The following is a 19,911-nucleotide window of genomic DNA, read 5'->3' on the forward strand; positions in this document are numbered from 1 at the left end:
GTTATCCGGCAAGGGCAATAACCACAATAACAATAAGAACATCGATATCGACCATCCTGAGGAGTGATGAAATGCTGAGCAAACGTAACTTCGTGAAACTGATCCTGGGCGCGGTATTGGCGTCGAACGCGGCATTCGGCCTGGCGGCGGACCTGCCGGACGACAGCGTGGCGATCCACTACCACCGTCCCGACGGCAAGTACCAGGATTGGGGCGTCCACCTGTGGCGCCGGGCCGGTGGCTCGCCCGACCTGCCGCTGGAAGGCATCAGCTGGGGCTCGCCGATGATGCCGAGCGGCGAGGACGACTTCGGCGTGTTCTGGCAGCGCAAGGTGGCCGAGTTCGGCAAGGATGGCAGGGTCTACTACATCATCCACAAGGGCGAGCGCAAGGACCAGCTCGGCCGCGACATGGACTTCGACCCGAAGAAGGCGCGCGAGGTGTGGGTGGTGTCCGGTGACAAGAACATCTACTTCTCCAAGGAAGAGGCCCTCAAGGCCATTCCCAAGCAGTAAGCACGGATGGCCGCCCCGCCGGGGCGGCCCGGTTGGAACGACTCTGGCGGCAAGGTTGGTGGTGGCATGGAGCAGCAGTTTTCCCGATTGATCCTTGGTTCGTGGCGCGTACGCGATTGGGGCCGCACACCGGCAGAGCTCGCCGATTTCTTCAGCGCCTGCGCCGATCTCGGGCTGACCAGCATCGATTTTGCCGACATCTATGGCGACTACGAAGCCGAAGCCGCCTGTGGCGCGGCCTTTGCACTGCGGCCCGGCTTGCGTCGGCGCCTGCGCTTCATCGGCAAGTGTGGCATCAAGCTGACCTCGGCCAAGCACCCGGAGCGCAGGCTCAACCATTACGACACGCGGCGCGGCCATCTGATCGCCGCCGCCGAGCAGACCCTGATCAATCTCGGTACCGATCATCTCGATACCCTGTTGATCCATCGCCCCGATCCGCTCATGGATGCCGACGAGGTGGCCGAAGCCTTCACCGTACTGCAGCGTGCGGGCAAGGTGCGCAGTTTCGGGGTGTCGAACTTCACGCCGTCGCGGCTCAAACTGCTGCAGTCGCGGCTACCGTTCCGGCTGGTCGCCAACCAGGTCGAGGTGTCGCTGCTGCATGTCGAGACGCTCTACGACGGCACGCTGGACCAGTGCCAGCGCCTCGGCATCGTGCCGCAGGCCTGGTCGCCGCTCGGTGGCGGCGCGCTGTTCGACGATAGCCCGGCCCGTGCGCCCTTGCGCGCGATGCTGGCGCAGATCGGCGAAGAACTCGGTGGCGCGACGCCGGCCCAGGTGGCGCTGGCCTGGCTGCTTGCCCACCCGGCCCGCATCCACCCGATCATCGGCAGCGGCAAGCTCGACAGCATGCGCCAGGCGGCGCGCGCGCTGGATCTGCGGCTGGATCGCGAACAATGGTTCCTGCTGCTGCGCGCGGCAGTCGGCCATGATGTGCCCTAGCGCAGGAAACCGAAGCGAGCCGCGAGGCTCGAATGAAGTACAGGATTGGACTCGCCGGGCCGCAACGCCACGGCAGGTCGACAGGATTGCTCTCGCCCCCCACGGAGCGATGTGAGCCGCAACAAGCGGCAATGTAGAGCCCATCTCAGCAGGATGCACAGGCTGTTTCCTGCTGAGATGGGCGCTAAACCCAAATATGCAGGAGCAAAAATTCATGACGATCCGTTTGGCAATCAACGGCTATGGCCGCATCGGCCGCAATACGCTGCGCGCGCTGTATGAAGCGAAGCGTAACAACGAACTGCAGATCGTCGCCGTCAACACGCTCGGCGATACCAACATCAATGCGCACCTGACGCAGTTCGACAGCGTGCACGGCCCGTTCAACGCCGAGGTGAAGGTCGACGGCAGCGACATCCTGGTCAACGGCGACCGTATCCACTTCCTGTCCGAGCGCGATCCGGCCAAGCTGCCCTGGGGCGCCATGCATGTCGACGTGGTGCTCGAATGCACCGGCCTGTTCACCAGCAAGCACACCGCTTCGGCGCACCTGGTGGCCGGCGCGAAGAAGGTGGTGATCTCGGCGCCTGGCGGCACCGACGTCGATGCCACCGTGGTCTACGGCGTCAACCATCAAACGCTGAAGCCCGAGCACACGGTGATCTCCAACGCCTCGTGCACCACCAACTGTCTGGCGCCCGTGGCCAAGGCGCTCAACGACAAGCTGGGCATCGTTTCCGGCTTGATGACGACGATCCACTCCTACACCAACGATCAGGTGCTGACCGACGTCTACCACAGCGACCTGCGCCGCGCCCGCTCGGCCACGCAGTCGATGATCCCGACCAAGACCGGCGCCGCCTCGGCCCTGGGGCTGGTGCTACCGGAGCTCGCCGGCAGGCTCGACGGCATGGCGGTGCGCGTACCGACGATCAATGTGTCGCTGGTCGACCTGGTGTTCCAGGCTTCGCGCCCGACCACCAAGGAAGAGGTCAACGCCATCGTGCAGGAAGCCGCCGCGGGCGCGCTCAAGGACGTGCTCAAGGTGAACACGCTGCCGCTGGTGTCGGTCGATTTCAACCACAACGCCGCCTCCAGCATCTTCGACGCGACCCAGACCAAGGTCGTCAACGGCACCCAGGTCAAGATCATGGCCTGGTACGACAACGAATGGGGCTATTCGAACCGCATGCTCGATGCCGCCAAGGCGTTGATGACCGCCTCGCATCAGGGTCACACCAGTAGCGCCGTGACCGCGTGAGGCCGAGGCCGCCGCCGGGCAAGCCTGCCGGCGGCCTTGAGAGGGCCGTCTGGTGTGCCGGCGGGCGGTGCTGCCAGCATGTGCCCGTTTTCTTGCCGCATGGGCCCCGCCATGCGCCGCGAAGACGGGCAACCCATTCCGGCCCACCACCTGGCTCGCGCCGGGTGTCCAAGCCCTGCGTCTGAGCGGCAGCAGGCAAGCAGTATTAAGACAAGCAATATAAGAAATGACCATGGCCTGTGAGCCACGGACAGAAGGCGCCGGCATTGGCTGGCCCGGCGGCGGTGCTCACCCTCGCATGGCTCACCGTATGGCGGCGTATGCCCCCGTCAGGGGAACCAAAGAGTGAGGGTGACAATACCAATGAAAACCGTAGCAAACGGTCGCGTCCGGCTCCTGGCCGGCGCAATGTGTTGTGTGCTGGCGCAAGGCGCGCAGGCCTGGGACAACGGCAAGCTGCTGATCTGGATCAACGGCGACAAGGGCTACCGTGGCCTGCAGAAGGTCGGCGACGATTTCACCAGGAAAACCGGCATCCCGGTCAAGGTCGAACATCCGGACGACGCCACCGGCAAGTTCACGCAGTTCGGCGGCACCAAACAGGGCCCCGATATCTGGATCTGGCCGCATGACCGGCTCGGCGAATGGGTCGGCAAGGGCTTGCTGTCTCCGGTGAAGGTGCCCGACAGCCTGCGCGACAGCGTGGTCAGCGTCGGCTGGGAGGCATTCGCGGTCGATGGCAAGACCTGGGGCTACCCCATCGCGGTCGAGGCCATCAGCCTGATCTACAACAAGGACCTGCTGCCCAACCCGCCCAAGAGCTTCGAAGAGCTGCCCGAGCTCGACAAGAAGCTCAAGGCCCGCGGTATCCGCGCCATCGGCTGGGAATACACCAGCCCTTACTTCTCATGGCCCTTGCTGGCCGCCAACGGTGGCTTCATCTTCCCGCGCGACATCAACGGCAACTACCTGTCGGGTGAGACCGGGGTCAACAAGCCGGGGGCGATTGCCGGCCTGGAAGTGTTGGCCAGCCTGGTCGACAAGGGTGTGCTTCCGGCCAACGGCATGCCCTACGCCGATGCCGAGCGCGCCATGCAGGACGGCAAGCAGGCCATGTTCATCTCCGGCCCCTGGGCCTGGGATGGGCTGCGCGACGCCAAGGTCAACTTTGGCATTGCCCCGCTGCCGACGGTGAAGGGCAAGCCGGCCAGGCCCTTCGTCGGTGTGCTGGGGGCGATGGTCGCCGCCCACAGCCCGAACCAGAAGGCCGCGACCCAGTTCATCGAGGGCTTTCTCGAACAGCCCGCCGGCCTGCGCAAGATGAACGAAGACGTGCCGATCGGCGTGCCCGCCCACAAGGCATTCTTTGGCGAGCTGTACAACGACGCCAATATCCGCGCCTCGATGGAGGCGGTCAGCGCGGGCAAGCCGATGCCGCACAATCCCGAGATGAACCGCTTCTGGGGCGCGATGGCGATGGCCCTGCAGCAGACGACGACCGACGCACCCGATCGCAAGAAGCCCAAGGAGGCGCTCGATCTGGTCGCCAAGGCCGTGGTCGGCAAGGACAAGCGCTGAGCCTGCCCCTGCAGCAGACCAGACAAAGGCCCTCAGCGGGCCTTTGTCTGGTCCTGCGGGTTTGACCCCGTGCCGGCATCAACCGGCGGCCGCACCGACGGCCTGGGTGTCGTCGCCGAGCGGTAGCCAGAAGGTGATGGTGGTGCCGCCACCGACCCGGTGCTCCGCATGGATCTCGCCTCCGTGCCCGCGCACTATCTCGCGGCAGATCGGCAAGCCCAGGCCGGTGCCGCCGACTTCGCGCGCCGTCAGGCTGCTCTGCACGAACTTGTCGAAAATGCTCTCCAGCTCGCCCGCGGGAATGCCGATGCCGCGGTCCATCACCTTGACCACGAGGCGCGGCGATGGCGTGGCGTGGACCGTCAGCTCGATCTCGATGCTGGAGTGTTCGCCGCTGAACTTGATGGCATTGGACAGCAGATTGCGCAGCACCTGGCCGATGCGCAGGGAGTCGAAAGGGAAGCTCAGGTCGAAATCGGCCGGCTCGACCCGCACCTGCAACGCCTTGCTGCCGACCAGCTCGTCGAGCTCGGCGATGGTCTGGTCGATCACCGGACGTATCGGCTGCAGCGCCACGGTGTAGGCCATCTTGCCCGATTCGAGGCGGGCGATGTCGAGCAGATCGTTGACCAGCGCCAGCATGCGTTCGCCCGAGTCGCTGATGTTGGTGAAGTAGCGCTGCAGCTTGTCGGGCGGCACCTGCCCGGATTTTTCCAGGCCCAGCCGTGCGAAGCTCAGGATGGCATGCATGGGTGTGCGCAGCTCATGCGACATATTGGAGAGGAACTGCGTCTTGGCCTGATTCGCCGCATCGGCCCGGTCGCGGGCGGCGGTCAGGTCGGCGGTCTGCGCCGCGACGCGCTGTTCGAGGTTGTCGCGCGCCTGGCGCAGCTCGATCTCCGCCACCTTGCGCTCGGTTACGTCACGCGCCAGCCACACCACCGCATCGCGCTCGTTCGGCAAGGACAGACGGGCAATGCGCCCCTCGAACCAGCGCGGCTGCTCATTGATGTTCAAAGGGTATTCGTAGATCTGCGTCTGGCCGGTGTCGAGGCAACGCTCGACGATGCGCATCACCTCGCCCGCCAGGTCAGCCGGGAGGATATCGCGGACATACTTGCCGCGCGGTGTCGGGTGATAGAACAGCGTCGGGTTGCCGGTCGCCTCGAGAATCTGGCCGTGCCGGTCGACCACGAAGAAGGCGTCGGGCATCGCCTGGCTGATCGCATGCAGGCGCGCCTCGTTGGCCTTGGCGATCTGCACCTGTTCGGCCAGGTCCTGGGCCGAGCGCAGCAGCTGGCGGTCGCGCTCGCCGAGCGACTGGGCCATGGCCGAGAACGAGTGCCCCAAGCGGCCGACCTCGTCGGGATTGGGGGTCTCGATGCGCACGTTCCAGTCGCCGGAGCGGATGCGCTCGGTTGCGCTGATCAGGCTCTGCAGCGGTTGGGCCACATGGCGGCGCAGCACCAGGTTGAGCAGGATCAGCTCGATCAGCAGCGACAGGGCCCCCAGGCCGAGCACGAAGGACGCGTTGTCGAACGCCAGCTTGCGCAGCAGCGACTTCGGGTAGACGGTCACGAAATACCAGTTCGGGCCACGAATCTGGCTGATGCCGAGAAAGGCACTGCCATCGGCCGATTCGGTGATGGCGGGGACTTGCGCGGTCTTCAGCACCGAGCTGACGATGGCGCTGAGCGCGGGCTCGTTGAGCTTGTCGACGCTGAGATTGCCGCCAGCCTTCTGGATCTGCGCGGTCAGGCGCGGGTGGGCGATCAGCTGGCCATCCTGGCGCAGGATGATGTTGTAGGTGCCCGCCAGCTGCTGGTTGGCCGTGCGCTTGACCAGGTCGTCGATCACGATGTCGTGCCCGGACGAGATCACCCAGCGGCCACGCAAGTCCCCGGGCGTGACGTGCGACACCATCCACTTCTTGGCACCTTCGTCGAAATACACGCTGGTCCAGAATGGCTTGCGCTCGGGATTCTTTTTCTTGGTCGAGCGCCACACCGTCTCGTAGGTGTAGATATCGGTGTCGCGCTTGGCCTCCATGCTCCAGTCGACGAAGGGCGCGAAGTTGACCGACAGCTGTTCCGGCATGTTCATGAAGCTGTCGAGGAAGCGGTTGGTGGTCAGCATGCCCCACTCCGACAGCAGGTGGTAGGCCGTGACCAGGCGCCGGCGCAGATCCGGCGTGATCTCGACATCGTGGCGTACGAAAATCGTGGCCTTGGTGTGGAAGTCGTTGATATCCGGGCGTACGCGCCACAGGCCATCGGGGTAGCGGCTGAAAATCGCGTCGAATTCGGCTTTCGGATCGCTGTCGTCAAGCAGGATCAGGCGCTTCATGAACTCGTCGGTGAGCATCCTGGTCTGCGTCTCGGCCAGCAGGAACTGCTCGCTCTCGCCGCGCCCGCGGGCATCGACGTAATCGCGCAGGCCGTTGAGCAGGCTGCCCTGTAGTGCATCGTAGAGGTGCCAATAGGTCAGCACCGTGGCGACCACGATGACGATGGCGATGCGTATCCCCATGCGGGAGAGGGTGCGCGTGGCAAGCGAGGTCTGGGCAAAGGGCATGTCGATGGCCGTGAGGGAATCCTCCTTGGTTATATATGATGAATCCCGCGCCCGGCAACGTCGCTCGGCAAAGACATGTCGCAGGCTGGCGGAGTGCGCTAAAATTACAAACTTTTCACTCGCTTATGAGCAGCAAGATGATTCAAGTCGGCATCGTGATGGGCAGCAACAGCGACTGGGAAGTAATGCAGAACGCTGCCAAGGTACTCAAGGAATTCGGCGTCGAGTTCGAGGCGCGCGTCGTTTCGGCCCACCGCACCCCCGATCTGCTGTACCAGTACGCAGAAACCGCGCAGGATCGCGGCATCAAGGCGATCATCGCCGGTGCCGGTGGTGCGGCTCACCTGCCGGGCATGCTGGCGGCCAAGACCATCGTGCCGGTGCTCGGTGTGCCGGTACCGTCCAAATACCTCAAGGGACAGGATTCGCTGTACTCCATCGTGCAGATGCCCAAGGGCATTCCGGTCGCCACCTTTGCGATCGGCGAGGCCGGTGCGGCCAACGCAGCGCTGTTCGCCGTGGCGCAGCTGGCCACCCAGGACGCACGGCTGCGCCTGGCGCTGGAGGCATTCCGCGAGAAGCAGAAACAGACCGTGCTGGCGATGACCCTGCCCGACATCGAGTAAGGAGCGAGTGATGACCCCCCATATTCTTCCCAATGCGATGCTCGGCATCCTTGGCGGCGGCCAGTTGGGCCGCATGTTCACCATGGCCGCGCGCGCCATGGGCTACCGCGTCACCGTGCTCGATCCGGACCCGGACAGCCCGGCCGGCGGCCTGGCCGACGTGCATATCTGTTCCAAATACGACGACCCGGGCGCGTTGCAGATGCTGGTCGATACCTGTGCCGCCGTGACCACCGAATTCGAGAACGTGCCGGCTGAGAGCATGCGCTTCCTGCAGGCACGCATGCCGGTGTCGCCGAAAGCCGAATGCGTGTCGATCGCGCAGGACCGCATCAAGGAAAAGCGCTACATCAGCGGTGCCGGCCTGTCGGTCGCGCCCTTCCTCGCCATCGAGCGGGCTGCAGACCTGGAGCAGGCGCTGTCCGGCCACCTGCCCGGCATCCTGAAGATTGCCCGCCTGGGGTATGACGGCAAGGGCCAGGTCCGCGTCAAGACGGCCGAGGAGGCCAAACAGGCATTTGCGCAGATGGGCAGCCGCCCCTGCGTGCTGGAAAAGATGCTGAACCTCAAGACCGAGGTCTCGGTCATTGTCACACGCACCTCGGCAGACGAAGTCACCACCTTCCCGGTCGCCGAAAACCAGCATGAATCGGGCATTCTCGACATCAGCATCGTGCCGGCGCGCGTGCCCGAGCCGATCGCCGCCCGTGCTCGCGAGATGGCGCTCACGCTGGCGCAGGCACTCGACTATGTCGGCGTGCTGGCGGTCGAATTCTTCGTGCTTGACGACGATAGCCTGCTGATCAACGAGATCGCGCCACGCCCGCACAACAGCGGCCACTACACGATCTCGGCCTGTGCGACGAGCCAGTTCGAGCAGCAGGTGCGCGCGATGTGCGGCCTGCCGCCCGGCGACACGCGCCTGTTGAGCCCGGTCGCGATGGTGAATCTGCTCGGAGACATCTGGCGCGACGACGAGCCGGCCTGGGACAAGCTGCTGTCCGAGCCGGCGGTGAAGCTGCACCTCTACGGCAAGAAAGAGGCGCGCATCGGCCGCAAGATGGGGCATTTCGACGTGCTTGCCGCCGATGCCGACAGCGCCTACAAGCTGGCGGCCGAACTGAAGCAGATGCTGAAGGGCGCCTGAGCGCAGTCAATTGCCATGCCGTGCCCGGCTTTGTGACCACCATGGCGCGCCCGCCGCTATCGCAGCGGGCGCGCGCAAGAACCTGACCAAGGAAAAGCGATGAACGGCTTGACCCAAACCAATCTCAAGAGCCTCAAGAAGATCTACTCGGGCAAGGTACGCGATCTGTACGAGATCGACGGCCAGCGCATGCTGATGATCGCGACGGACCGCCTGTCGGCCTTCGACGTGATCCTGGCCGAGCCGATCCCCGACAAGGGCAAGATCCTCACGGCGATCTCCAACTTCTGGTTCGACAAGCTCAAGGGCCTGGTGCCCAGCCACTTCACCGGCGATCAGCCCGAAGACGTGGTGAGCGCCGAAGATCGTCCGCAGGTCGAGGGCCGTGCCGTCGTGTGCAAGCGCCTCAAGCCCGTGGCGGTCGAGGCCATCGTGCGCGGCTACCTGGCCGGCACCGGCTGGAAGGAATACAAGCAATCCGGCACCGTGTGCGGCATCAAGCTGCCGGCTGGCCTGCAGGAGGCATCGAAGCTGCCCGAGCCGATCTTCACGCCGTCCACCAAGGCCGCCGTTGGCGACCACGATGAAAACATCAGTTTCGACGAGCTTAGTGGCAGGATCGGCGCCGAGCTGGCCGGCCAGGTACGCGATACCGCCATCAGGCTGTACAAGGCCGCGGCCGAGTTTGCCGCGACGCGCGGCATCATCATCGCCGATACCAAGTTCGAGTTCGGCCTCGACGAGCACGGTGTGCTGACGCTGATGGACGAGGCACTGACACCGGATTCGTCGCGCTTCTGGCCGGCCGACAGCTACCAGGAAGGCAGCAACCCACCGAGCTTCGACAAACAGTTCGTGCGCGACTGGCTCGAATCGACCGGCTGGAACAAACAACCGCCGGCGCCGGAACTTCCTGTGGAGGTCGCGGTCAGAACCGCTGAGAAGTATCGCGAAGCGTTGGACAAGCTTGCGCGTTAAGTCTCCCTCCCTTGTGTTGACTGCAGCCTTCCGGTAAAAACCGGAAGGCTTTTTTTTGCCTCGCGGCAGTGCCGCCCAGGGGTGACCCGTACGGCTTGTCCGCTCATCCCGGCCGGTGCCGGCCACATCGGCGCGAAGCGCCGCCAGGCTTGTCCCGTACAGCTAAAAACATGACGCAATCCCGCCTCGTTTACACCAGGGTTTTCTGTTAGTCTTCCGACGTTTAACGCCACTTTTTCACCCGCGATGCTCGATGTCACCCACCTGTCAGGCTTTGTCGATTGGTTTCGTTCCTCCGCGCCCTATATTCATGCCTTCCGCGGCAAGACCTTCGTCGTCGCCTTTGGCGGCGAAGTGGTGCAGGACGGCAGCTTCTATTCGCTGACGCATGACCTGAATCTGCTGGTCAGCCTCGGCGTGCGGCTGGTGCTGGTGCACGGCACGCGGCCGCAGATCGAGGCCGAGATGAAGGAAAAGGGCCTCGAATCAACCTACCACAACGGCATCCGCCTGACCGACGCCGATGCGCTCGAATGCGCCAAGCAGGCCGTTGGCCAGGTGCGGGTGGAGATCGAGGCCGCGCTGTCCATGGGCCTGCCCAATTCGCCGATGGCGGGGGCCGACATCCGTGTCGCCAGCGGCAACTATGTCACCGCCCAGCCGATGGGCGTGCGCCACGGCATCGATTTCGCCTACACCGGCCAGGTGCGCAAGATCAACACGATGATGATCAACGGCAGCCTCGACGATGGCGAAATCGTGCTGCTGTCGCCGCTGGGCTATTCGCCAACGGGCGAGGTGTTCAACCTGACCGTGGAGAACGTCGCGGCCGAAGCGGCCGTGTCGCTCAAGGCCGACAAGCTGATCTATCTGATCGATACGCCCGGCGTGATCAACCTGCACGGCGAGCTGCTGCCCGAGCTGACCGCGCAGAAGGCGCAGAAGATACTCGATATCGCGACCGATCTTGCCGAGGACATCCGTTTCTACCTGCCCGGCGCGATCAAGGCTGCCCGCAATGGCGTGCCGCGCGCGCACCTGATCAGCCGCCATGTCGACGGCGGCCTGCTGATGGAGCTGTTCACGCGCGAAGGTATCGGTACGATGGTGACGGCCGAGCCGCAGGAGCAGATCCGGGTGGCGACCATCGACGACGTCGGCGGTATCATCGCGCTGATCGAGCCGCTGGAGGAGGAGGGGATTCTGGTCAAGCGCAGCCGCGAGCTGCTGGAGATGGAAATCAGCCAGTTCACGGTGCTCAAGCGCTACGACATGGTGATCGGCTGCGTCGCGCTGTACCGCTACCCCGAGAACAATATGGCGGAACTCGCCTGTCTGGCCGTATCGCCCGATTATCGGGACCGTGGCCTCGGCGACAAGCTGTTGCAGGATGTCGAGCGCCAGGCACGGCGCCTCGGCATCGAACGGCTGTTCGTGCTGACCACGCGCACCACGCACTGGTTCATCGAGCGTGGATTCGAACATGCGAATGTCGATGTGCTCCCACAGGAGCGGCAACGTTTCTATAATTACCAGAGAAGGTCCAAGGTTTTTATAAAAACATTGTAGGGGACGGCATGAGTCGTGTGCTGAAGTTGAGCCTGGTGTGGTGCCTGTCCTGTCTGTCGAGTGCGGTGTTACAGGCGCGCGAGCTGTCGTTCGCGGTCGAGCCTTTCCTTACGCCGCGCTCGCTGATCAGCGCGTTTCAGCCGATGCGCGACTATGTGGGTGCGCAGACCGGCAACAAGGTGGTGCTGGTCACCGCGAAGAATTACGACGACTATCTCGATCGCCTGTTCAAGGGCGAATTCGATCTCGCCATCATCGGCCCGCATTCGGCTCTGCTGGCCGCCCAGCGGGCCGGCTACGTGCCGCTGCTGAAGGCGGAAGGCGCGCTGCACGCGGTGGTGCTGGTGCGCAAGGATTCGCCCTATCAGCGCCTGACGGACCTCAAGGGCCAGCTGGTCGCCTTTCCCGACGAGCTGACCGTCACCTCGATGCTCGGCGGCGAGCTGTTCAAGCAGGCCGGGCTGGTGCAGGGGCGCGACATCACCTTTCGCCATAACGACTACCACAATACGGCCGCCATGATGCTGCTGCGCGATGAGGCTGCGGCGGCCGTGGTGGCCGATTCCGCGCTGCTGCCGATGTCGCCGGAAATCCGTGCCGGCATTCGCGTGCTGGCGGAGAGCAAGGGGGTGCCGCAGATGGTGCTGCTGGCGCACCCCTCCCTCAGCGCCGACGAGCGCCGTGGCGTTGCCGAGGCCGTTGCGGGCTTCGATCAGTCGCGCCCGCCGGCACACAATTTCCTTGCCCTGATCGGCATCAGCATGACACGCCCGCTGTCCGATGCCGACATCAAGCAGGTCACCCCCTATGTCGAGGCGCTCAAGCGCCATCTGGAGCTCAAATAAGGTGACCCGTCGCTTCACGCCGTTGCGTACCAAGCTGATCACGGTCACCCTGATCGTCCAGCTGAGCCTGCTGGGCCTGCTCGCCGCCAATATGTCGCGCGTGTGGGACCGTGTGGCGCAAGAATCGGTTGGCCGGCGTGTTGCCGAGCTCAACGTGCTGCTCAACGCGGCGCTGGCGCCGGCGCTGGCGGCGCAGGATTTTGCCGCCGGCTTCGACCTGATGGAAGAGATGCGCGAAGGGCGCCAGATCGAGTACCTGGTGCTGTCAGACCGCCGCGGCAAGGTCGTCGCCGCCAGCGGCTGGAACACGCGCCAGGCGCTGCCGCCGGTGTCGACGCTGACGGATATCGGCCGCAGCGGCGAGCTGTTCCATGTCTCGGCCCCGGTCATGCTCGCCGGCCAGCGCTATGGCGAACTGCGCTACGGCTTCTCCACCGGCTACCTGGCTGAGTCGATGGGCCGGTTGTTCTGGCAGACCGTGATCATCGCGCTGATCAGCATCATCGTCTCGTCGACGGTGCTGATCCTGTTCGGGCTCAAGCTCACGCGCGCGCTGACCAAGCTCATGCACGCCACCGACGTGGTGGCCGCAGGCGAGGCCGAGCTCGAGCTCGACTACGACCGCAACGATGAAATCGGCCAGCTCGTCGATCACTTCAACGGCATGGCCGGCGCCCTGCGCGAGCGTATCGCCGCACTCAAGCGCAGCGAACAGCGCCTCAACGCGATCGCCAACTACACCTACGGCTGCGAGCTGTGGGTGAGCCAGCGTGGCCGGCTCAAATGGGTCAATCCGGCGGTCGAGCGGCTGACCGGCTACTCCCCCGATGAATGCATGACCATGCCCGATTTTCCTGCGCCGCTGATCATGGAGTGCGACCGTGCCGATGTGTTGAGGCGTCTGCGCAACGGGCTCGACTCATCCGGGCAGGACATGGAATTCCGCGGCTTGCGCAAGGACGGCAGCGAGTACTGGGGCGCCGTGTCGTGGCACCCGATCTACAGTTCCAGCGGGGAGAATCTCGGCATTCGCGCCAGCGTGCGCGATGCAACCGAAATCAAGGATACGCAGCTCGTGCTGTCCGAGGCCGTGATCGAGCTCCAGCATGCGCAGGCCCTGCAACAGCGCTACCTGGACAAGGCCGAGGCGGAGAAGGCGCGCTTGAGCGCATTGCTCGGCGCCATGTCGATCGGCATCCTGTTCGTCGATCACGACGAGCGCGTGGTCTACCACAATTCGAGCTTCTCCGAGCTGTGGGGCATGCCCGCAGGCCGGCTGCTGATCGGCATGCACTTCGTCGATGCCATGCGGCAGTCGGGCAACCAGCCCGAGGTATGTTTCCTCGGCTCGGAACACGATGTGGGACGGGCGCTCGAAGGCGGCCATGCGCCGCTCGAACTCGACATGCAGGATGGGCGCGTGATCCGTCATTCCTACCAGTCGGTGACGGGCGAGCAGGGCGCCGCGCTGGGCCGGGTGTGGGTGTTCGAGGATGTGACCGAGCGCCATCGCACGGCCGAGCGCCTGGTCTACCTTGCCGAACGCGATTCGCTGACCGGCCTCTACAATCGCTATCGCTTCCAGGAGGACCTGGCGCGGCTGCTGGCCGATGCCGAGCGCAACAAGCGCTGCGTCGGGCTGATGTTCTTCGACCTTGATGAATTCAAGTACGTCAACGACACCTTTGGTCACGGTGCCGGCGACAGCATGTTGATCCGTGTGGCCCAAGCGATCTCGGGCCACGTGCGGCGCAACGAAACGCTCTACCGGCTGGGGGGCGACGAGTTCGCGCTGCTGGTGCCCGAGCTCGATGAGCAGAGCCTCGCGCCGCTGGCCGAGCGGCTGGTCGAGTCCGTTGGCCGCATCACGGTCGCCTACGAAGGGCAGAACCTGCGCATGGGGACCAGCGTCGGCGTGGCGCTGTTCCCGCAGCACGCGAGCAGCGGCGAGGAGCTGGTCGCCAACGCCGATATGGCGATGTATCAGGCCAAGGCCGCCGGCAAGAATACCTGGCGCCGCTTCAGCCCGGACCAGAACATCGCACGCGAGGTGGTGGACCGCTGGAGCTGGTCCGAGCGCATCCAGCACGCGCTCGATCAAGGTCTGTTCGAGCTGCATTTCCAGGGCATCTACGAGGTCAGCGGGCCACGCCTGACCCATCTTGAGGCGCTGTTGCGCATGCGCGACCAGCACGACAGCAACAAGCTCATCTCGCCCGTGCAGTTCATCCCGGTGGCCGAGAAGACCGGCAAGATACTGGCGATCGATCGCTGGGTGATCCGCAGCGTGGTCGAGCGCCTCGCCGACAACCCGAGCCTGCCGCCGGTGTCGGTCAACATCTCCGGACGCTCCTTCGATGATCCTACCCTGCCCGGCTATATCGCCGAGCTGCTGGTGAGCCACGGCGTGCGGCCCGAGCGGCTGTATGTCGAGGTGACGGAGACCGCCGCGGTGTCCGACCTGCACGACGCCCAGCAATTCATCGATGCCTTGCGCGAGACCGGCTGCCACGTCTGCCTGGACGACTTCGGCGCCGGTTTCGCCTCGTTTGCCTATCTCAAGCACCTCAAGGCCGATGTGCTCAAGATCGACGGTGCTTTCGTGCGCGACATCACGCACGACAACGATTCGCAGATCTTCGTGCAGGGCATCGTCGCCATGGCGCATGGCATGGGCAAGCTGACCGTGGCCGAATTCGTCGAGAATCGCGAGACGCTCGACATGCTGAGGAACTTCGGCGTGGACATGGTACAGGGCTTTTTCCTTGACAAGCCTCAAGCTGACCACCCCGCATTGGCCAGCCCCGCGCCGGCCGCACCCGCCCAGCCGGCGCTATAATAGTCATCAGTTTCGACGAGAAGGCGCCCGGCGTGGTTTGCCGACTTGTCATCTTTTTGTAATCAAAGGGCGATAACATCTGCCCGCCGCAAAGGAAGTCGACATGGCAAGAATGGTTAACTGCGTGAAGCTGGGCCGCGAGGCTGAGGGCCTGGATTTTCCGCCGCTACCCGGTGAGCTGGGCAAGCGTGTGTACGAAAACGTCTCCAAGGAGGCCTGGCAGGGTTGGGTCAAGCACCAGACCATGTTGATCAACGAGAACCGTTTGAGCCTGGCCGACGCGCGCGCGCGCAAGTACCTGCAAGACCAGCTCGAAGCCTATTTCTTCGGCCCGGGCGCGGACATGCCGCAAGGCTTTGTGCCGCCCAGCCACTAAAAAACACAAGTGGGACGCGGCTGTTCGCCGCCGTCCCGCACAGACCGGCAGACCCGATGAACGCGATTGCTCCCGTCACGACACCCAGCGACCTTTTCCTCAACCGCGAACTCAGCCTGCTGGCCTTCAACCGCCGCGTGCTCGCACAGGCGGAAGATGCAAGCGTGCCGTTGCTCGAGCGTCTCAAGTTCCTCTGCATCGTATCCAGCAACCTCGATGAATTCTTCGAGGTACGCGTCTCCTGGCTGAAGGAAAGTATCCGCCTGCATGCCAATGTGGCCGGGCCCGACGGGCTATCCGCCAACCAGCAGCTGCAGCTTGTGGCGCAGCAGACCCACGACATCGTCGAACGCCAGTACCGGCTGCTGCGCGAAACGCTGATTCCCCAGCTGGCCGATCACGGCGTGCACTTTCTGCGCCGCACCAGCTGGAGCGATGAACAGCGCGCCTGGGTGCGCGAGTTCTTCTTCCGCGAGCTGGCGCCGATTCTCACGCCGATCGGGCTCGATCCGTCGCACCCCTTCCCGCGCGTGCTCAACAAGAGCCTCAACTTCGCCGTCGAGCTCGAGGGCAAGGATGCCTTCGGCCGCGAGTCGCGCATCGCCATCGTGCAGGCGCCGCGCGTGCTGCCACGCGTGATCAAGATGCCGGCGGCCATTGCCGGCGTCGAGCATGGCTTCGTGTTCCTGTCGTCCATCCTGCATGCCCACGTGGACGAGCTGTTCCGCGGCATGCACGTGGTTGGCTGCTACCAGTTCCGCGTCACGCGCGACACCGATCTGTCGGTCGACGAGGAAGATCTGAAAGACCTGCGCACGGCGCTGCAGGGCGAGCTCATGCACCGCCAGTTTGGCATGGCCGTGCGGCTCGAGGTGTCGGACGGCTGCCCGCAGCATGTCATCGATTTCCTGCTCGAACAGTTCGAGCTCGAACGCACCGATCTCTACCGCGTCGATGGCCCGGTCAACCTGGTGCGCCTGATGCATGTGCCCGACAAGGTCGACCTGCCCGAGCTCAAGTACGCGCCCTTCTTCGCCACCACGCCGGCCGCGCTGGTCAAGGCTCCGGACATGTTCAGCGCGATCCGCAAGGGTGACGTGCTGTTGCACCACCCGTTCCAGAGTTTCACGCCGGTCATCGAGTTCCTGCAGGAGGCGGCGGCCGACCCGGCCGTGGTCGCGCTCAAGATGACGGTGTACCGCACCGGCACCGATTCGGCGCTGATGGAGGCGCTGATCGCCGCTGCCCGCGCCGGCAAGGAGGTGACGGTGGTGGTCGAGCTGATGGCGCGCTTCGACGAAGAGGCCAACATCAACTGGGCGGCGCGGCTCGAAGATGCCGGCGCCCACGTGGTGTACGGCGTGGTCGGCTACAAGACCCACGCCAAGATGCTGATGGCGGTGCGCCGCGAGGATGGCGGCCTGCGCCGCTATGTGCACCTCGGCACGGGCAACTACCACCAGCGCACCGCCAAGCTGTATACCGATTTTGGCCTGTTCACCTGTAACGAAGAGATCTGCGCCGACGTCAACGACGTGTTCGTGCAGCTGACCGGGCTCGGCCACGCGAGCCAGCTCAAGCGGCTGTGGCAGTCGCCGTTCTCGATGTTCGAACAGCTGGAGCGCGCCATCCGCAACGAGATCAACGTCGCACGCGCCGGCCGTCATGCCGCGATCACCGCCAAGATGAACTCGTTGCTCGAACCCAAGGTGATTAACCTGCTGTACGAGGCGTCGCAGGCCGGCGTCAAGGTGCAGCTGATCATCCGCGGCGTGTGTGCGCTGAAGCCCGGCATCCCCGGTGTGTCCGAGAATATCCAGGTGCGCTCGCTGGTCGGGCGCTTTCTTGAGCACACGCGCATCTTCTATTTCCTCAACGACCATGCCGAGGATGTCTACCTGTCGAGTGCCGACTGGATGACGCGCAATGTGTTCCGCCGCATCGAGATTGCCTTCCCCATTCTCGACCCCAAGATCAAGAAGCGCGTGATCCGCGAGGGCCTGCGCCCTTATCTGGTGGACAACGTGCAGGCCTGGGAGATGAACGCCGACGGCGTGTACCGGCGCAAGACCTCGCGCAGCGGCATTCCACGCTTTGCCCAGCAATACCTGATGGAAGAGCTGGCCAAGGGCTGAGCGGCCCGGCTGCGCGCCATCGCGCCCGATTTCCACTACCGAGACCCCGACCATGGATCTGATTCTGTGGCGTCATGCCGACGCCGAGGATGGCAATCGCGAGAACGATCTGGCCCGTGTGCTGACCCCAAAGGGCGTGAAGCAGGCCGAGAAGATGGCGTCGTGGCTGCGCGAGCGCCTGCCCGACCGCTACACCGTGATCTGCAGCCAGGCGGCACGGGCGCAGCTGACGGCACGCGCGCTGACCGAACGCTTTCAGGTGATGCCCGAGCTCAACCCCGGTGCCGGCTTTGCCTCGGTGCTCGCGGCGGCTGACTGGCCCGAGTCGCCCAAGGCGGTCGTCGTTGTCGGGCACCAGCCCTCGCTCGGCGAGGTGGCGGCCTTCCTGCTGGCGGGCGAGGCGTCGAGCTGGCCGCTGCGCAAAGGCGCGGTGTGGTGGATCAGCAACCGCGTGCGGCAGGAGGCGGCGCAGAACGTGCTGCGCGTCGCCATTTCGCCCGAACTGCTCTAGGCCTGCACCGTCATTTCATGCGATAGGCGCAATAACCTGGCCGTGGGCCGACCTGCGGATGATTGCGGCAGGTGTTCGGCCGCTTGTCGTAGATCGTGCAACGGCGGCTTTTCGCATCGAGGAACACACAGTCGCCGTTGGCGCGGCGCGCCAGCGTGAAGGTGCTGGTCTTGAAGTTGAAATGCTCGATCACGCCGGCCTTGTCGAGCCGCCTGGCGATCTGCTTGGCTGGTTCGGCCTCGGCTTCGAATGCATCCACCACCTCCATGCGCACCAGGTCGGCGAGCTTGACCTCGGCCGGCATCGTGCAGCAGGTCGCGATGCAGCCCTCGCACAGGCCGGCGCGGTATTTGAGCCAGGTGTCGGTGCGGTCGAGGTTGGAGAGATGGACGACTTTCTTCATGGCTTACGGCCCCGGGTACGGCGACAAAGCGCGCGATTATCCAGCAAATTGAGGGACTTGGCAGCGCCATTCGTCTGCGCTGCGGGTCGAAATCGCGGGCCCGGCCGGTTACAATGGCCTCCTTTCCCGCAGGCCAGGCCACGCACTCATGCAAGCACCGTTACCGATCCGCGATGGCGTGGCGCCGAGCTACCTGTGGTTGCCCGATGAGCCCTGGCCGATGCTGCTGCCGTTTCTGCGCGCGCGCTTTCCCGATGTCGCCGAGGCCAGCTGGCTGTCGCGCATGGCACGCGGCGAGGTGGCGGATGACCGTGGTGTGCGCCTCGCGCCCGACAGCGCCTACCCGCGCGGCCGCTGCATCTACTATTACCGCGAGCTCGACGACGAGACGCCGATCCCGTTCGAGGCAACCATCGTCTATCAGGACGAGCACCTGCTGGTCGCCGACAAGCCGCACTTCCTGCCGGTGATCCCGACCGGCCGCTTCCTGCACGAAACGCTGCTGGTGCGGCTGAAGAAGCAGACCGGGCTCGCCGACCTGACGCCGATCCATCGCATCGATCGCGAGACGGCCGGCATCGTCGTCTTCTCGCGCCGGCGCGAGAGCCGTGGTCGTTACCAGTCGCTGTTCCAGCAGCGCGCGATCGACAAGGTGTACGAGGCGCTGGCACCGAGCCTGCCCGATGCCCGGCTGCCGCTGGTGTACCGCAGCCGTATGGTGGACGGCACGCCGTTCTTCCGCATGCAGGAGGTCGCGGGCGAACCCAATTCGGAAACCGCGATCGAGGTGATCGAGCGGCGCGGCGAGCTGACACTGTACCGGCTGCGGCCCTTGACCGGGCGCAAGCACCAGTTGCGCGTGCATCTGGCCGGGCTTGGCATCCCCATCGTCAACGATGCGTTCTACCCGGCCGCACTGCCCTGCAAGGGCGACGACCTGTCGGCGCCACTCAAGCTGCTGGCGCGCTCGCTGCGCTTTACCGACCCGCTGAGCGGCGCCGAGCGCGTGTTCGAGAGTTCGCGCGAGTTATGATGGCTTTCTGCTAAGCTGTGCGCCCGATGAATACCCAGCCCGCCATGCCTGACCTCCTTTATCTGCGTGCCTATCCCGAGCGCCTGCAGCAACAGGCTCGCGCCCTGCTCGCGGAAGGGCGGCTGGGCGCGATGATCGAGGCCAAATACCCGCAGCGGCACGCGGTACAGACCGATCGCGCGCTGTACGATTACGCGGTCGAGCTCAAGAACGAGTTCCTGCGCAACGCGCCGCCGCTGAGCAAGGTCGCCTACGACAGCAAGCTCAGCGTGCTGCACAATGCGCTCGGCCTGAACACGGCGATCTCGCGCGTGCAGGGCGGCAAACTCAAGGCGAAGAAGGAAATCCGCATCGCCGGCCTGTTCCGTGACGGGCCGCCCGAGTTCCTCAGGATGATCGTCGTGCACGAGCTGGCGCATCTCAAGGTAAGGGACCATGACAAGGCCTTTTACCAGCTGTGCAGCCACATGGAACCCGCCTACCATCAACTCGAATTCGATCTGCGGCTCTACCTGACGCACCGCGAGGCGTGCGGTCGGAGTCAGGACAGCTGACCCCTGCCCTGCAAGCCAATCC

The 19,911-nt window shown here is 64.7% G+C and carries 17 protein-coding genes; 15 read left to right on the top strand and 2 right to left on the bottom strand.

Going from position 1 to position 19,911, the window contains the following annotated elements:
- Positions 1-71: 71 nt before the first annotated feature.
- The 4 genes from ABWL39_RS13130 to malE all read left to right on the top strand — a co-directional run bounded on the left by ABWL39_RS13130 (position 72) and on the right by malE (position 4,299).
- Positions 72-515, top strand: a complete 444-nt coding sequence (locus ABWL39_RS13130; protein WP_367791766.1) for a pullulanase-associated domain-containing protein — start codon at positions 72-74, stop codon at positions 513-515.
- A 66-nt stretch (positions 516-581) separates the two neighbouring features.
- Complete coding sequence (locus tag ABWL39_RS13135) at positions 582-1,460, top strand: aldo/keto reductase family oxidoreductase (RefSeq protein ID WP_367792067.1); 879 nt, start codon at positions 582-584, stop codon at positions 1,458-1,460.
- A gap of 214 nt (positions 1,461-1,674) precedes the next feature.
- On the top strand, positions 1,675-2,721 hold the full coding sequence (gene gap, locus ABWL39_RS13140) for a type I glyceraldehyde-3-phosphate dehydrogenase (protein ID WP_367791769.1): 1,047 nt from the start codon (positions 1,675-1,677) through the stop codon (positions 2,719-2,721).
- A 363-nt stretch (positions 2,722-3,084) separates the two neighbouring features.
- Positions 3,085-4,299, top strand: a complete 1,215-nt coding sequence (gene malE, locus ABWL39_RS13145; protein WP_367791772.1) for a maltose/maltodextrin ABC transporter substrate-binding protein MalE — start codon at positions 3,085-3,087, stop codon at positions 4,297-4,299.
- Between the two features lie 78 nt (positions 4,300-4,377).
- On the opposite strand, the gene ABWL39_RS13150 is transcribed toward malE, so the two are convergent.
- Positions 4,378-6,873 (bottom strand): ATP-binding protein, encoded by a 2,496-nt coding sequence (locus tag ABWL39_RS13150; protein ID WP_367791775.1) that lies wholly within the window; start codon positions 6,871-6,873, stop codon positions 4,378-4,380.
- Positions 6,874-7,010: 137 nt separating this feature from the next.
- Here ABWL39_RS13150 and purE point away from each other — a divergent pair, with 137 nt between their 5' ends.
- From purE to ABWL39_RS13195, 9 genes are all read left to right on the top strand, one after another.
- A complete protein-coding gene (gene purE, locus ABWL39_RS13155) occupies positions 7,011-7,499 on the top strand; it encodes a 5-(carboxyamino)imidazole ribonucleotide mutase (RefSeq protein ID WP_367791778.1) in 489 nt (162 codons plus the stop codon).
- A gap of 10 nt (positions 7,500-7,509) precedes the next feature.
- Positions 7,510-8,646 carry a 5-(carboxyamino)imidazole ribonucleotide synthase gene (locus tag ABWL39_RS13160; protein WP_367791781.1) on the top strand — a complete coding sequence of 379 codons (1,137 nt, stop codon included), beginning with the start codon at positions 7,510-7,512 and terminating at the stop codon, positions 8,644-8,646.
- A gap of 99 nt (positions 8,647-8,745) precedes the next feature.
- Complete coding sequence (locus ABWL39_RS13165; RefSeq protein ID WP_367791784.1) at positions 8,746-9,624, top strand: phosphoribosylaminoimidazolesuccinocarboxamide synthase; 879 nt, start codon at positions 8,746-8,748, stop codon at positions 9,622-9,624.
- A gap of 246 nt (positions 9,625-9,870) precedes the next feature.
- Positions 9,871-11,193, top strand: coding sequence for an amino-acid N-acetyltransferase (argA, locus tag ABWL39_RS13170; RefSeq protein ID WP_367791787.1), 1,323 nt, complete (start codon positions 9,871-9,873; stop codon positions 11,191-11,193).
- Positions 11,194-11,201: 8 nt separating this feature from the next.
- Positions 11,202-12,038 carry a phosphate/phosphite/phosphonate ABC transporter substrate-binding protein gene (locus ABWL39_RS13175; RefSeq protein ID WP_367791790.1) on the top strand — a complete coding sequence of 279 codons (837 nt, stop codon included), beginning with the start codon at positions 11,202-11,204 and terminating at the stop codon, positions 12,036-12,038.
- A 1-nt stretch (position 12,039) separates the two neighbouring features.
- Positions 12,040-14,877: an EAL domain-containing protein gene (locus ABWL39_RS13180; RefSeq protein WP_367791793.1), complete on the top strand. Its 2,838-nt coding sequence runs from the start codon at positions 12,040-12,042 to the stop codon at positions 14,875-14,877.
- Between the two features lie 103 nt (positions 14,878-14,980).
- Entirely contained in the window at positions 14,981-15,253 is a 273-nt protein-coding gene (locus tag ABWL39_RS13185; RefSeq protein ID WP_367791796.1) for an oxidative damage protection protein, read from the top strand.
- Between the two features lie 56 nt (positions 15,254-15,309).
- Entirely contained in the window at positions 15,310-17,388 is a 2,079-nt protein-coding gene (gene ppk1, locus ABWL39_RS13190; RefSeq protein WP_367791799.1) for a polyphosphate kinase 1, read from the top strand.
- 52 nt (positions 17,389-17,440) lie between these two features.
- Positions 17,441-17,899, top strand: a complete 459-nt coding sequence (locus tag ABWL39_RS13195) for a histidine phosphatase family protein (RefSeq protein WP_367791802.1) — start codon at positions 17,441-17,443, stop codon at positions 17,897-17,899.
- A gap of 10 nt (positions 17,900-17,909) precedes the next feature.
- On the opposite strand, the gene ABWL39_RS13200 is transcribed toward ABWL39_RS13195, so the two are convergent.
- The gene (locus tag ABWL39_RS13200) at positions 17,910-18,302 is read right to left on the bottom strand and encodes a YkgJ family cysteine cluster protein (RefSeq protein ID WP_367791805.1); all 393 of its coding nucleotides are present in this window, start codon (positions 18,300-18,302) and stop codon (positions 17,910-17,912) included.
- Between the two features lie 148 nt (positions 18,303-18,450).
- Here ABWL39_RS13200 and ABWL39_RS13205 point away from each other — a divergent pair, with 148 nt between their 5' ends.
- Positions 18,451-19,335: a pseudouridine synthase gene (locus ABWL39_RS13205; protein ID WP_367791808.1), complete on the top strand. Its 885-nt coding sequence runs from the start codon at positions 18,451-18,453 to the stop codon at positions 19,333-19,335.
- Between the two features lie 44 nt (positions 19,336-19,379).
- Positions 19,380-19,889, top strand: coding sequence for a M48 family metallopeptidase (locus tag ABWL39_RS13210; protein ID WP_367791811.1), 510 nt, complete (start codon positions 19,380-19,382; stop codon positions 19,887-19,889).
- Positions 19,890-19,911: the final 22 nt, after the last annotated feature.

The organism is Chitinivorax sp. PXF-14 (assembly GCF_040812015.1).
Taxonomy (GTDB): Bacteria; Pseudomonadota; Gammaproteobacteria; order Burkholderiales; family SCOH01; genus JBFNXJ01.